The organism is Pseudomonas aestuarii (assembly GCF_027988105.1).
Lineage (GTDB): Bacteria > Pseudomonadota > Gammaproteobacteria > Pseudomonadales > Pseudomonadaceae > Aquipseudomonas > Aquipseudomonas aestuarii.
This window is the reverse complement of sequence record NZ_JAQJZJ010000006.1, coordinates 187,721-200,919: the sequence shown is the minus strand read 5'-3', so window position 1 is coordinate 200,919 and position 13,199 is coordinate 187,721. Positions and strand designations below refer to the sequence as shown.

Genomic DNA, 13,199 nt, shown 5'->3' with positions numbered 1-13,199 from the left:
CGAGTGACGCCCTACGGGTTGTGGATAGCCTCCAGATCGCGTGATCGTAGGGCGGCTTCGGAGCGCAGCGACAACCCGCCAGCTCTGGTACCGCACCAGCGAACCCATGGTCCACTGCCTGCGGTGAGTGTCTCCCTCGGTCGCGGATTGCTTGAGGTGGCTCAGCAGTGGGCGCCTGAAGGCGCCGCAATAGCTGGGTAAACCTGCTCTCAGTCGAGGGCGCGGGCCAGCTGGATCAGTTCGGCGCGCCACTCGGCGGCAGCCGGCAAGGCGAGGAAGGAGGGGTTGAGCAGCGATTCGCGCGCCTCATAGGTCAGCACCTCGCCCTGCAGGGTCAGCACTTCGCCGCCGGCGCCTTCCAGCACGCCCTGGGCGGCGGCGGTGTCCCACTGCGAGGTCGGCGCCAGGCGCGGGTAGCAATCGGCAATGCCTTCGGCCAGCTGGCAGAACTTCAGCGAGCTGCCGACGCTGGCCAGTTGCAGGTCGCCGAAGCGTTCGCTCAGGCCCTCGAGCAGACGCTCCTGCGCCGGGCTGCTGTGACGCCGGCTGGCGACCACGGTAAAGGCTTCGTCCGGGTTCAGGCGCACGCTGATCGGCTTCTCCACACCATCGGCCTCGGCGCGCCAGGCACCCAGGCCGGCGCCGCCGTAGTAACAGCGACCACTGGCCGGAATCCCGACCACGCCGAACACCACCCGGCCCTGCTCGATCAGCGCAACGTTGACGGTGAATTCTTCACTGCCGGCAATGAACTCCTTGGTGCCATCCAGCGGGTCGACCAGCCACCAGCGGCGCCATTGCGCGCGCTCGGTGTAGGCGATATCGGCGTCCTCCTCGGACAGCACCGCAATGCTCGGATCGAGCGCGACCAGGCCATCGTTGAGGATGTGATGGGCGGCCATGTCGGCGGCGGTCACCGGCGAGGCGTCGGCCTTCTCGGTGACCAGCACACCGGCGCGCCAATGCGGCAGAATCGCCGCGCCGGCCTCGCGCACCAACTGGATGACTGCCGGGATCAGGGGATGGCTCATAGCACGAAGTCTCCACGCTGGGTCAGCAGATCGCGCGCCAGGTAGAGCGCGGCCAGGGCCCGGCCCTCGCTGAATTGGGGATGCTGCACCAGGCTCGAGAGTTCGCGCAGGTTGACCTTGTCCACCCGCATCGGCTCCGGCTCGTCGCCGGGCAGGCTTTGCGGGTACAGGTCCGTGGCCAGCACCACCTGGATTTTCTGGCTCATATAGCCGGGCGACAGGCTCAACTCGGTCAGGTGCTCCAGCCGCCGCGCGCCGAAACCGGCTTCTTCCTTGAGTTCGCGGTCAGCCGCCGCCAGCACGTCCTCACCCGGTTCGATCAGCCCCTTGGGCAGCGACAGCTGGTAGTCGTCGGTGCCGGCGCAGTATTCCTCGACCAGCAGCACATGCTCGGCATCGGCCAGCGCCACTATCATCACCGCGCCGTAACCGACGCCCTTGCCGACCAGCCGCTCATAGGTCCGTTCCACACCGTTGGCGAAACGCAGCTGCAGTTCCTCGACACGAAACAGGCGACTGCTGGCGACAATCTCGCGGGCGAGTACGGTGGGTTTCTGACGCATGGTGCGGCTCCTGAGAGTGGCGGGGCGAGTTATCATACCGCGCCTTTTCCGATTAGCCCCGCCGGAGATTGCGCGATCACGACGTCAGTCGGCAGATTCGCGACAACCTCCGCCATCTGCCGACAAGAAGCCGCCATGCCGTCATTGCCCTGGACCGAGATCGACACCGTACTGCTGGACATGGACGGCACCCTGCTCGACCTGCATTTCGACAACCACTTCTGGCTGGAGCACCTGCCCCAGCGCTATGCCGAGCTGCACGGCATCAGCCGGGCGCTGGCCGACGCCGAGTTGCTGCCGCTGTTTCATGAGCATGCCGGCCAGCTCAACTGGTACTGCACGGACTTCTGGAGCCGCGAGCTGAAGTTGTCGATCCGCGACCTCAAGCGCGAGGTCGCCCACCTGATCGCCCTGCGCCCGGACGCCGACACCTTCCTCGCCGCCGTACGCGCCGCCGGCAAGCGCGTGGTGCTGATCACCAACGCCCATCGCGATTCGCTGTCGCTGAAGCTCGAACGCATCGAACTGGCGCCCTACTTCGATCGCCTGATCAGCTCCCACGACTACGGCTTCGCCAAGGAAGCCCAGCAGTTCTGGTTCGCCCTGCAGCAGGATCTCGGCTTCGATGCGGCGCGCAGCCTGTTCATCGACGACAGCCTGCCGGTGCTGCGCAGCGCCCGTGACTTCGGCGTCGGCCATCTGCTGGCGGTGCGCCAGCCGGACAGCCGCAAAGGCCCGAAAGACACCGAGGAATTCGCCGCAGTGGAGGATTACCGCGACCTGCTGCCCTGAGCGGCACGCTTGAAAACGACTTGCCGATGTCCACGCTCGGCATCGCACCAATCCTCATTAGACGCCTGCGCCCGGCGGGCTTAGGCTAGGCCAATACGCCGGATTCAGAGACCCCAGCCATGTCACGCGCTGCATTTACGCCCCCCGCCGCCCAGGCCCCCGACGCGCCCACTCACGCGGGTGAAGTCTATGCCTACGCCGAACTGGGCACGTCGAGCGTGGTGGCCGATGCCGTACTGGCCGAAGAGTGCGCGCTGGCCATCAGCTACAACGGCATCAGTCATGCGGTGATGATGGTCTCGCCCTCGGCGGTGGAAGACTTTATCGCCGGCTTCAGCCTGAGCGGTGGCCTGGTCGATTCGATCGACGAGATCTACGACATCCGCCTCACGCGCAGCGGCGCTGCCCTGAATGCCGAGGTGGACATCAGCAATCGCGCCTTCTGGGCGCTCAAGCAGCAGCGCCGGCAGCTGGCCGGCACCAGTGGCTGCGGCCTCTGCGGGGTCGAGGCGCTGGAGCAGGCCCTGCCCAAGCTCGCGGTGTTGCCGACCCATGCCCTGCCGCCGCCCGCCCACCTACACGCGCTGCGCGATCGCCTCACCGAAGCCCAGCGCCTGGCCCGCCACAGCGGCGCGCTGCATGCCGCGGCCTTCGTCGATGGCAGCGGCGAGCTGCGCCTGTGCCGCGAGGACATCGGCCGCCACAACGCCCTGGACAAGCTGATCGGCGCCCTGCTGCGCGAGCAACTGCAGCCATGCCAGGGCTTCGCCGTGGTCACCAGCCGCTGCAGCCTGGAACTGATTCACAAGGCCGTGCGCGCCGGCATCGGCACCCTGGTCAGCCTCTCCGCCCCAACCGACCTGGCGACGGACTGGGCGCGTCGCCATTGCCTCAACCTGATCCACCTGCCGCACCGCAGCGCCCCACGGGTGTACAGCCCGGCGCCGCTGCAGGCAAAGACAGAAACCAGTCAGTAGGACGGTGCCGCGATTCGTTCGACCGATACCTGCATGTGCCGTAATTCAACCGGATTGCCGAACTGGGTGTAGATGGCCACGTCGGCCGCGTCGCGCCCGTAGGCGACGGCAATCCTGCCGCCCTGCTCATTATCCTGGGTTGGATCAAAGGTGTACCAGCGCCCGCCCACGTAGGCCTCGAACCAGGCATGCAGGTCCATCGGTTGCAGGTTTTCCAGATAGCCCACGACCATGCGCGCCGGAATCGACAGCGCACGACAACAGGCAATGCCCAGATGCGCCATGTCCCGGCAGACCGCCTGTGACCGCTCGTTGACCTCGCATGCACTGATAATGAGCTGACCCGCTCCGGGCGTATAGGCAATGGTCTGGCGAATGTACTCCACGATCGCGCTGCATTGGTCGTACCCAGGCAGTCGCCCGGCAACGATGGACGCGGCCAGTTGTGTGCAGCGATCAGACTCGCAGAAGCGACTGGGCAGCAGGAATGGCAGGGTTTCTTCGGGTAGCTGTTGCACCTCGACAAAGTACGCGCCGGGCGCGGTATCCGAGGCTTCGGCGGCCTCGACATCAAACGAGGTGTGCACCGCGAATTGCCCGGCCGGCGCGACCAGGCGCTGGCAAAGGTTGCCAAATGGATCGGTGAACTCAACCGCCGATACGCTGGGCGTTAACAGGTATTGCTCGCGGCCGACCCACTGCTGCCAGCCACTGCGTGGGCGCAGCATGAAGATAAACGGCGTCGCAACCGGGCTATTGAATTCAAGTAAGCAGGTGGCGCGCATCCACATAGAGGGCCTATGGCGTTACGGAACGGTTGAGGGGCGGCGGCATGCCGTCCCGGTGAGCGAAGCGAGCGATGTGTACGCAGAGGAGAACAAGGCGCATGCCCGCGCCAGCGCGGCTCAGCACACCCGCAAGCCCCTGTCGCGTCTTGCCGTGTCCTGAGCGCTGCGTTGAGAGAGAACTTCGCTAGAAATGACAGCCAACCCAAGCAGCTGGAGCAGGTGCGCCAGCCGCTTCCTCTCAGAAACTATGCCATTCGAACGGGCCCTGTCTATGGCGAATGGGCACAGCGCTGGATCCACTTGTATCGCGCGCGCCGTCGCATCAACCCGCCAGCAGCCGCTGTGGGTGGACTCGACCAGCTCGCAGCACTGGCCGCGCTTGCCTTGACGCCTGCGGCGCCGCCTCGCTCCAAAAAAACAAGCCCGCACGCTGCGGGCTTGTTGGTGAGCGTTGCGCCCGGCCGAGACCGCGCCGGACAGGCTATCAGGCGCTCTTGGCCAGCGGCTCGATCTGCTCGCGCAGGCCCTGCATCGCCTCCAGGGCGAAGGCGCTAAGGCCTTCGCCGGCGCTGGCGTCGATGTGGGCATAGAGCGCGATGCGCATCTGCGGATCCCATTGCTTCTTCAGGTGCAGGGCGAAGTCCGCGCGCGCCTGCTCGGGGTTGGGCTGGGAGGCGAAGAAGGCGCCGATCTGGTTGGCCATCTTGATCAATTGTGTGGCGTTCATGCCCATCTGCGAGCCTCTGGCGGTCGAAGAGCTGAAAAAGAACAGCGGCGCACGATCACCCGGATCGCCCGCCGCCAGCGGCGCTTAGAGCTGGGTCACCTTGATCTGCGGCAGCAGGTCGAGCTGTTCCTTGGTGAAGGCCTGGAACTCGTCCTGCCACTGCGAAGGTGCTTCGACCTTGCTGATCTGCACGGCGGTGACCTTGTACTCCGGACAGTTGGTCGCCCAGTCCGAGTTGTCGGTGGTGATCACGTTGGCGCCGGATTCCGGATGGTGGAAGGTGGTGTAGACCACCCCCGGTTGCATCCGCTCGGTGACCACCGCACGCATCACCGTCTCGCCGGCGCGGCTGTTGATCGCCACCCAGTCGCCGTCGTTGATCCCGCGGTCTTCGGCATCCACCGGGTGCAACTCGAGGACATCCTCGGCATGCCAGGCACTGTTCTCCGTGCGCCGGGTCTGCGCGCCGACGTTGTACTGCGAGAGGATCCGCCCGGTGGTGAGGATCAGCGGACGCTTGCGCGAGGTGCGCTCCTCGGTGGCGATGTATTCGGTGACCATGAAGCGGCCCTTGCCGCGCACGAAGGCATCCTCGTGCATGATCGGCGTGCCCTCCGGCGCGGCGTCGTTGCACGGCCACTGGATGCTGCCCAGGCGATCGAGCTTGGCATAGCTGACCCCGGTGAAGGTCGGCGTCAGGCTGGCGATCTCGTCCATGATCTGCGACGGGTGGCTGTAGTTCATCGGGTAGCCGAGGGCGTTGGACAGCGCCATGGTCACTTCCCAGTCTTCCTTGCCGGCCAGCGCCGGCATCACCTTGCGCACCGGCGAGATGCGCCGCTCGGCGTTGGTGAAGGTGCCGTTCTTCTCGAGGAAGGAGGCGCCCGGCAGGAACACATGGGCAAACTTGGCGGTTTCATTGAGGAACAGGTCCTGCACCACCACGCACTCCATGGCCCGTAGCGCGTCGGTGACGTGCTGGGTGTCCGGGTCGGATTGCGCCGGGTCTTCGCCCTGGATGTAGATGCCCTTGAAGGTGCCGGCGTGCGCCGCCGCGAGCATGTTGGGAATGCGCAGGCCCGGCTCGTCGAGCAGGCTGACGCCCCAGGACTGTTCGAACTGCGCCCGCGCCTGCGGGTCGGAAACGTGGCGGTAGCCGGGCAGCTCATGGGGGAAGGAGCCCATGTCGCAGGAGCCCTGCACGTTGTTCTGCCCGCGCAGCGGGTTGACGCCGACACCGGCGCGGCCGATGTTGCCGGTGGCCATGGCCAGGTTGGCGATCGCCATCACGGTCGAGGAACCCTGGCTGTGTTCGGTCACGCCCAGGCCGTAGTAGATCGCGGCGTTACCGCCGGTGGCATAGAGCCGCGCGGCGGCGCGCACTGCGGCGGCCGGCACGCCGGTCAGTTCTGCCATGGCCTCGGGGCTGTGCCGCGGGTCGGCGACGAAGGCACGCCATTGCTCGAAGTCCGCAGTCTCGCAGCGCTCGGCGACGAAGGCCTCATTGACCAGGCCTTCGCTGACGATGACGTGGGCCAGGCTGTTGAGCAGGGCGACGTTGCTGCCCGGGCGCAGTTGCAGGTGGTAGTCGGCCTTGACGTGCGGGCCGCGCACCAGGTCGATGCCGCGCGGGTCGGCGACGATCAGCTTGGCGCCCTCGCGCAGGCGCCGCTTGAGCTGCGAGCCGAACACCGGGTGACCATCGGTGGGGTTGGCGCCGATCACCAGCACCACGTCGGCGGCCAGCACCGAGTCGAAATCCTGGGTCCCGGCGGATTCGCCGAGGGTGACCTTGAGGCCGTAGCCGGTCGGCGAATGGCAGACCCGCGCGCAGGTGTCGACGTTGTTGTTGCCGAAGGCGGCGCGTACCAGCTTCTGGACCAGGTAGGCTTCTTCGTTGGTGCAGCGCGAGGAGGTCAGGCCGCCGACCGAATCGCGGCCGTACTGCGCCTGGATGTCCTTGAAACGCTTGGCGGTGTAGCTGATCGCCTCGTCCCAGTCGACGGTGCGCCAGGGCTGGTCGATGCTATCGCGGATCATCGGCGCGGCGATGCGGTCCGGGTGGGTGGCGTAACCCCAGGCGAAGCGGCCCTTGACGCAGGAGTGACCGTGGTTGGCGTGGCCGTCCTTGTTCGGCACCATGCGCACCACTTCGTTGCCCTTGATTTCTGCCTTGAACGAGCAACCGACGCCGCAATAGGCGCAGGTGGTGGTCACGCTGCGTTCGGCCTGGCCCATCTCGATCACCGACTTTTCCATCAGTGTGGCGGTCGGGCAGGCCTGCACGCAGGCGCCACAGGACACGCACTCGGAGTCGAGGAAGTCCTCATCCTGGCCGGCGCTGACCTGCGAGTCGAAGCCACGGCCGCTGATGGTCAGGGCGAAGGTGCCCTGCACTTCTTCGCAAGCACGCACGCAACGGTTGCAGACGATGCACTTGGCCGGGTCGAAGGTGAAATAGGGGTTGGACTCGTCTTTTGGCTCGGCCAGGTGGGTCTTCACCGGGTCGTAGCGCACCTCGCGCAGGCCGACCACGCCGGCCATGTCCTGCAGCTCGCAGTTGCCGTTGGCCGAACAGGTCAGGCAGTCCAGCGGGTGATCGGAGATGTACAGCTCCATGGTGCCACGGCGCAGATCGGCCAGTTTCGGGCTCTGCGTGCGCACCTTCATGCCGGCTTCCACCGGGGTGGTGCAGGACGCCGGGAAGCCGCGGCGGCCTTCGATTTCCACCACGCACAGGCGGCACGAGCCGAAGGGCTCCAGGCTGTCGCTGGCGCACAGCTTGGGCACGGCGATGCCGCCCTCCTGGGCCGCGCGCATCAGCGAAGTGCCGGCCGGCACGGTGATCGCCTGGCCGTCGATTTCCACGGTTACCGGGGCGCCGGTACGGGCGGGGGTGCCATAGTCGAGTTCACGAAACAGGGCCATGTCGGTGTCTCCGGTTCAGCGGGCTGCGGCTGCGTCTTGCGACACGCCGAAGTCTTCGGGAAAGTGATTGAGGGCGCTCAACACCGGATAGGGTGTCATGCCGCCGAGGGCGCACAGCGAACCGCCGAGCATGGTGTCGCACAGGCTCTTGAGCAGTTCGATGCGCCCCGGCTGCGGGCCTTCGGAACGGGCGACGATGATCTGCTCGAGCAGCTCTTCGCCACGGGTCGAGCCGATCCGGCAGGGCGTGCACTTGCCGCAGGATTCGATGGCGCAGAATTCCATGGCGTAGCGGGCCATGTCGGCCAGGTCGACCGTATCGTCGAACACCACGATGCCGCCGTGACCGAGCACCGCGCCGAGGGCGGCGAAGGCCTCGTAGTCCAGCGGCGTGTCGAATTGCGACTCCGGCAGGTAGGCACCCAGCGGGCCGCCGACCTGAACCGCGCGGATCGGCCGACCGCTGGCCGAACCGCCGCCGTAGTCGTAGAGCAGTTCGCGCAGGGTAACGCCGAAGGCCTTCTCGATCAGGCCACCACGGGCGATGTTGCCGGTCAGCTGGATCGGCAGGGTGCCGAGCGAGCGGCCCATGCCGTAGTCCTTGTAGTAAGCGCCGCCCTTGTCGAGGATGATCGGCACCGAGGCCAGCGAGATCACGTTGTTGATCACCGTCGGCATGCCGAACAGGCCCTCGATCGCCGGCAGTGGCGGCTTGGGCCGCACTTCGCCGCGCTTGCCTTCGAGGCTTTCCAGCAGCGAGGTTTCCTCACCGCAGACATAGGCACCGGCGCCACGGCGCAGGTGCAGGTGGAAGCGCTGGCCGCTGCCGAGAATGTCGTCGCCCAGGTAGCCCTCGGCATAGGCCGTGGCGATGGCCGCGGTGAGCGCGGCCTCGGCGTGCGGGTATTCCGAGCGCAGGTAGATGTAGCCTTCGGTGGCGCCGACGGCCAGGGCGGCGATGGTCATGCCCTCGATCAGCACGAAGGGGTCGTCTTCCATCACCATGCGGTCGGAGAAGGTGCCCGAGTCGCCCTCGTCGGCGTTGCAGACGATGTACTTCTGCTCAGCCGCGCAGCCGGCCACGGTGCGCCACTTGATCCCGGTGGGGAAGGCCGCGCCGCCACGGCCGCGCAGGCCGGAGTCGAGCACCTCGGCGATGATCGCCTCGGCGCCGATTTGCAGTGCGCGCGTGAGGCCGCGGTAGCCGTCATGGGCGATATAGTCGGCCAGCGACAGCGGATCGGTGATCCCGGCGCGGGCGAAGGTCAGGCGCTCCTGGCGCTTGAGGTAGTCGATTTCTTCGGTCAGGCCGAGTGCCAGCGGGTGCTCGCCGGCGGCAAGGAAACCGGCATCGAACAGCCCGGCGACATCGCGGGTCTTGACCGGGCCATAGGCCACGCGCCCGGCCGGGGTGGCGACCTCGACCAGCGGTTCGAGCCAGAACAGCCCGCGCGAACCGTTGCGCACCAGGCGCACTTCGATATTGCGCGCCCGTGCCTCGGCGACTATGGCCTGGGCCACCTTGTCGGCGCCCAGGCTCAGGGCGCTGGCGTCACGCGGGACGTAGACGGTGATGGCTTGCTTCAACTGGCTCATGCGCGTGCCTCCTGTTCTTCCAGCAAGTCCAGCAGGTCCTCGGCATCGACCCGACCGTGCAACTGGCCATTGAGCATGGCGTTCGGCGCACAGGCGCAGTTGCCCAGGCAATACACCGCTTCCAGGGTCAGGCTGCCGTCTTCACGGGTCTCGCCCAGTTGCAGACCGAGTTTTTCCTGCAGCTCGGCGGTCAGCGCCTTGGCCCCCATCGATTGGCAGGCCTCGGCCTGGCAAAGCTTGAGGTGCAGGCGACCGGGCGGAGTGGCACGGAAATCGTGGTAAAAGCTGACCACGCCGTGCACCTCGGCGCGCGACAGGCAGAGGTCTTCGGCGATCAGCGGCAGCACCTCGGGCGGCACCGCGCCGAGACGATCCTGGATGTCGTGAAGAATCGGCAGCAGGGCGCCCGGTTCGTCGCGATGCGCCGCCAACACCTCGCGGGTGACGGCCTGGTACTGCGGTAAGTCGGCATGCGGGGCAAGCTTGGCCATGTTCGAGGCTCCGGCCGCTGTGCGCGGGTGGTGATCGCCGCCAGCCGCCGAAACTATCCGGCGAAGGACCGAGCGACCCCTAAGGCGCACAACATATGAAATTGAGTTCTTATTTGCAGGTCATGAAAACCACGGACAGCCAAGCTAACATGCAGATACGCCCGATCAAATATGAAGCAGAGGACATATGATCCGCATCGAGATTCAACCGCGCTGGCGCTTTCACCAGACCGATGGCAGCAGCCTAGACCCGCAGGGCCTGAGCCTGCTGCAAAATGTCCACGATAGCGGCAAGCTGACCGAGGCTGCGGCCCGCAGCGGCTACTCCTACCGGCATGCGTGGAACCTGCTGGGCAAGTGGGAAGCCTTCTTCGGCAGCCCGCTGATCGAGCTGCAGCGCGGCAAGGGCGCGCGCCTCACCAGCCTCGGGGAAAAACTGCTGCGCGCCGACCAACGGATCCGCGCGCGCCTGGCGCCGCAACTGGACAACCTCGCCGGCGAGCTGGAAATCGAACTCAACCGTGCGCTGCAGGAAACCCGCCCCGGCCTGCGCATCCATGCCAGCCATGGCTTCGCCGTGGCGGCGCTGCGCGAGTGGCTGGAACAGGACGGCCGCTGGCAGTGGGAGTTGCAGTTTCGCAGCGGCGTCGAGGCAATGCTTTCGCTGCAACGCCGCGACTGCGACCTGGCCGGCCTGCACGTGCCGGCCGGGCCACTGGGCAACCTGAGCATGGCGCGCATCCAGCCCTGGCTGCGTACCGAGCACCGGGTGATCACCTTCGTCGTGCGCACCCAGGGGCTGATCCTCGCCCCCGGCAACCCGCTGGGCATCGCCGGGCTGGCCGACCTGCAGCGCAGCGGCCTGCGCCTGGTCAACCGCGAACAGGGTTCGGGCACGCGCATGCTGCTGGAAAGCCTGCTGCAGCAGGCGGCGATCGACACTGCCGACATCGACGGCTTTCATAACGAGGAATACACCCACGCCGCGGTGGCCGCCTACGTCGCCAGCGGCATGGCCGATGTCGGCTTCGGTGTCGAGGCGGCGGCGCGCCTGTTCGGCCTGGCCTTCATCCCCATCGCTCGCGAGCACTACTGCCTGCTCTGCCACCAGGACAGTCTGGCCCTGCCGGCCATGGGCGCCCTGCTCGAGGTGCTGCAGAACCCCGAGTTCCAGGCGCGCATCGCCCAGCTGCCCGGCTACGCCCTGAGCCGTCCCGGCGAGGTGCTGCCACTGGCCCAGGCGCTGGAGCAGTGGAGCCGCGAGAGCCTGCTGTGATGCCTGAACGCCTGGATTTTTTGCCAGGTCGAGGCGGATGCTGACGCCTGCCAGGCGCCAGTTGGCTGCGCGCCAGCGCCAGCGCTGCGGCGAAGACGGGTGGCCCCTCTCAGGGCGCGACGGGCTGCGGTGCGTCTTGCGCCCAGCGCAGGCGTTTGCGCCCGGGCATCTCGACCTTGGCCAGGCTGTCCTGGTCGAGCACCGCGCTCGCGTCCAGCAGGCCATTGAGGTGCAGGAGATAGGCGGTGACGGCATACACCTGATCATTACTCAGGCTCTTCGGCGCATAGTGCGGCATGGCCCGCCGGATGTAGTCGAAGATGCTGGTGGCGTAAGGCCATTGACCGCCCACCGAGAGCAGCAGCAACGGATGCTCGCTGATCCGCAGGATCCGCAGTGGGTCGTCGAAGCTGAAAAAACCGTCGCTGCCGACCAGGCGCGCCGCCGGGCCTTGTTTGCCGTTGGCGCTGTGGCAGCCGGCGCACTGGCTGGCGTAAAGCTCGCCGCCGGCGAGCACGCTGCCCTGGCCTGGGGGCAGGTTGCGCCCGTCGGGGAATACGCTGATGGCATAACGCTCGATGGTCTGCTGCGATAGCGGTTGGCCGAAATCGATCACCGGTTGCGCCGTCGCACTGCCGGTCAGCGCCAGCAGCAGCCACAGGCTACGCATAAACATTCTCCACCTCGCCGCTGCTGCTAACCCGCCAGGCCTGGATGGCGTTGTAGTGGTTGAACGAGTGGGCCGCGTAACGGCTGCGCCATTCGCTGCGGCTCGGCTGGGTGTTGCCCAGCGCGTCGGTGGCGCGACTGAGCAGGGTGGTGGCCGCGCCCGTCCACTGCCAGGGGATGCTGAAACGGGTCAGTGCCTTGTCCAGCACCGGCGTCTGCAGCTGCGCCGGCGCCCAGCTGCGGCCGTTGTCGGCGGAGACCTCGACCTTGGCGATGCGCCCCATGCCGGACCAGGCCAACCCGGAGACCTCGTAGAAGCCCTTGAGCTCGGGCAGTTGCTGCTGTCCGCTGGGATGGGTGATCACCGACTTGACCTCCATCGGGAAGCCGAACGCGAGAATCTCGCCGTCGCTGAGAATGCGCGTATAGAGCCCCGACTCGTCCTTGCTGAACACCGGGCTGTCGCTGACCTCCAGGCGGTGCAGCCACTTGACGCTGACGTTGCCTTCCCAGCCCGGCACGAACAGGCGCAGCGGATAACCCTGGGAGGGCCGCAGGCGTTCGCCGTTCTGGTAGAAGGCGATGATGGCGTCGTCCAGCAGCTTGGCCAGCGGCAGGCTGCGGCTGTGCGAGCCGCCGTCGGCGCCCTCGCAGATCACCCAGCGCGCCGCGGCCTTGACCCCGGCCTCTCGCAGCAGATAGGACAGCGGCACGCCGGTCCATTCCGCGCCCGATACCTGGCCGAACAATGCCTGGCAATCGGCATCGCGCGCGGTCGGCGAGAGGGCGTTGGCCGCGGTGTTGCCCGCGCATTCGAGAAACTGGATACGCGACACCATGGGGTAGCGCAGCAATCGCTCCAGGTCGAACTTCAGCGGCCGCTCGACCAGACCATGAATCAGCAGCTGATGACGCTCGGGATCGATGGCCGGGATGCCGTTGTGGTGCACCGCGAAGTGCAGGCCGCTGGGGGTGATGCTGCCGCGCTGATGCTGCAACGGCGAATGCCAGATGCTGAAACCGGCGGTCTGCGCGGTGCTCGGCTGCAGCTGGCGCAACACCTGGCGCTCATGGGCCGCGGGGCTGCCGTAGTCGCTGTCGGCGCCGCCCAGGCGGGTCATCCAGGCCGGCATGGGCGGCTCGCCTTGCGCCAGCACCCGCCCGGCCGGCGACAGGCCGAGGGCGGCGGCAAGGGTCAGGCCGTAGCCGCTCTTGAGAAAGGCGCGGCGGTCGAGCAGGCCGTTACCGGCGACGAAGCGCAAAGCTGACTTGTTCACGACGGGCTCCCGGACGGCAGGCGCCGTCGCATTACCGAACAACCATATAACTAGTATTCTAGTTATATGGTTGCATGCCGCTGA

The 13,199-nt window shown here is 66.9% G+C and carries 12 protein-coding genes; 3 read left to right on the top strand and 9 right to left on the bottom strand.

The window, feature by feature from the left end:
* Window positions 1–209: 209 nt before the first annotated feature.
* Together cysQ and nudE are read right to left on the bottom strand one after the other, a co-directional pair.
* Entirely contained in the window at window positions 210–1,031 is an 822-nt protein-coding gene (gene cysQ / locus PH586_RS14665) for a 3'(2'),5'-bisphosphate nucleotidase CysQ (RefSeq protein WP_271348503.1), read from the bottom strand.
* A complete protein-coding gene (gene nudE, locus PH586_RS14660; RefSeq protein WP_271348502.1) occupies window positions 1,028–1,594 on the bottom strand; it encodes an ADP compounds hydrolase NudE in 567 nt (188 codons plus the stop codon). Before nudE ends, cysQ begins: the two co-directional genes overlap by 4 nt.
* 135 nt (window positions 1,595–1,729) lie before the next feature.
* Between nudE and yrfG the strand changes: the two genes are divergently transcribed.
* On the top strand, window positions 1,730–2,386 hold the full coding sequence (yrfG, locus tag PH586_RS14655; protein ID WP_271348501.1) for a GMP/IMP nucleotidase: 657 nt from the start codon (window positions 1,730–1,732) through the stop codon (window positions 2,384–2,386).
* A gap of 119 nt (window positions 2,387–2,505) precedes the next feature.
* On the top strand, window positions 2,506–3,363 hold the full coding sequence (fdhD, locus tag PH586_RS14650; protein ID WP_271348500.1) for a formate dehydrogenase accessory sulfurtransferase FdhD: 858 nt from the start codon (window positions 2,506–2,508) through the stop codon (window positions 3,361–3,363).
* Here the strand turns inward: fdhD and PH586_RS14645 are convergent.
* The 5 genes from PH586_RS14645 to PH586_RS14625 all read right to left on the bottom strand — a co-directional run bounded on the left by PH586_RS14645 (window position 3,357) and on the right by PH586_RS14625 (window position 9,893).
* Window positions 3,357–4,154 carry a transglutaminase family protein gene (locus PH586_RS14645; RefSeq protein ID WP_271348499.1) on the bottom strand — a complete coding sequence of 266 codons (798 nt, stop codon included), beginning with the start codon at window positions 4,152–4,154 and terminating at the stop codon, window positions 3,357–3,359. The two genes, fdhD and PH586_RS14645, sit on opposite strands and share 7 nt — an antisense overlap.
* Window positions 4,155–4,635: 481 nt before the next feature.
* A complete protein-coding gene (locus PH586_RS14640; RefSeq protein ID WP_271348498.1) occupies window positions 4,636–4,878 on the bottom strand; it encodes a formate dehydrogenase subunit delta in 243 nt (80 codons plus the stop codon).
* Window positions 4,879–4,962: 84 nt separating this feature from the next.
* Window positions 4,963–7,806, bottom strand: a complete 2,844-nt coding sequence (fdhF, locus tag PH586_RS14635) for a formate dehydrogenase subunit alpha (RefSeq protein WP_271348497.1) — start codon at window positions 7,804–7,806, stop codon at window positions 4,963–4,965.
* A 15-nt stretch (window positions 7,807–7,821) separates the two neighbouring features.
* Entirely contained in the window at window positions 7,822–9,402 is a 1,581-nt protein-coding gene (locus PH586_RS14630) for a formate dehydrogenase beta subunit (protein ID WP_271348496.1), read from the bottom strand.
* A complete protein-coding gene (locus PH586_RS14625) occupies window positions 9,399–9,893 on the bottom strand; it encodes a formate dehydrogenase subunit gamma (protein WP_271348495.1) in 495 nt (164 codons plus the stop codon). The genes PH586_RS14630 and PH586_RS14625 overlap by 4 nt, the downstream gene beginning before the upstream one ends.
* A 187-nt stretch (window positions 9,894–10,080) precedes the next feature.
* Between PH586_RS14625 and PH586_RS14620 the strand changes: the two genes are divergently transcribed.
* Complete coding sequence (locus tag PH586_RS14620) at window positions 10,081–11,169, top strand: substrate-binding domain-containing protein (RefSeq protein WP_271348494.1); 1,089 nt, start codon at window positions 10,081–10,083, stop codon at window positions 11,167–11,169.
* Window positions 11,170–11,278: 109 nt separating this feature from the next.
* Here the strand turns inward: PH586_RS14620 and PH586_RS14615 are convergent, their stop codons facing one another.
* Together PH586_RS14615 and soxC are read right to left on the bottom strand one after the other, a co-directional pair.
* Entirely contained in the window at window positions 11,279–11,839 is a 561-nt protein-coding gene (locus PH586_RS14615; RefSeq protein ID WP_271348493.1) for a c-type cytochrome, read from the bottom strand.
* Window positions 11,832–13,115 carry a sulfite dehydrogenase gene (soxC, locus tag PH586_RS14610; protein WP_271348492.1) on the bottom strand — a complete coding sequence of 428 codons (1,284 nt, stop codon included), beginning with the start codon at window positions 13,113–13,115 and terminating at the stop codon, window positions 11,832–11,834. The genes PH586_RS14615 and soxC overlap by 8 nt, the downstream gene beginning before the upstream one ends.
* Window positions 13,116–13,199: the final 84 nt, after the last annotated feature.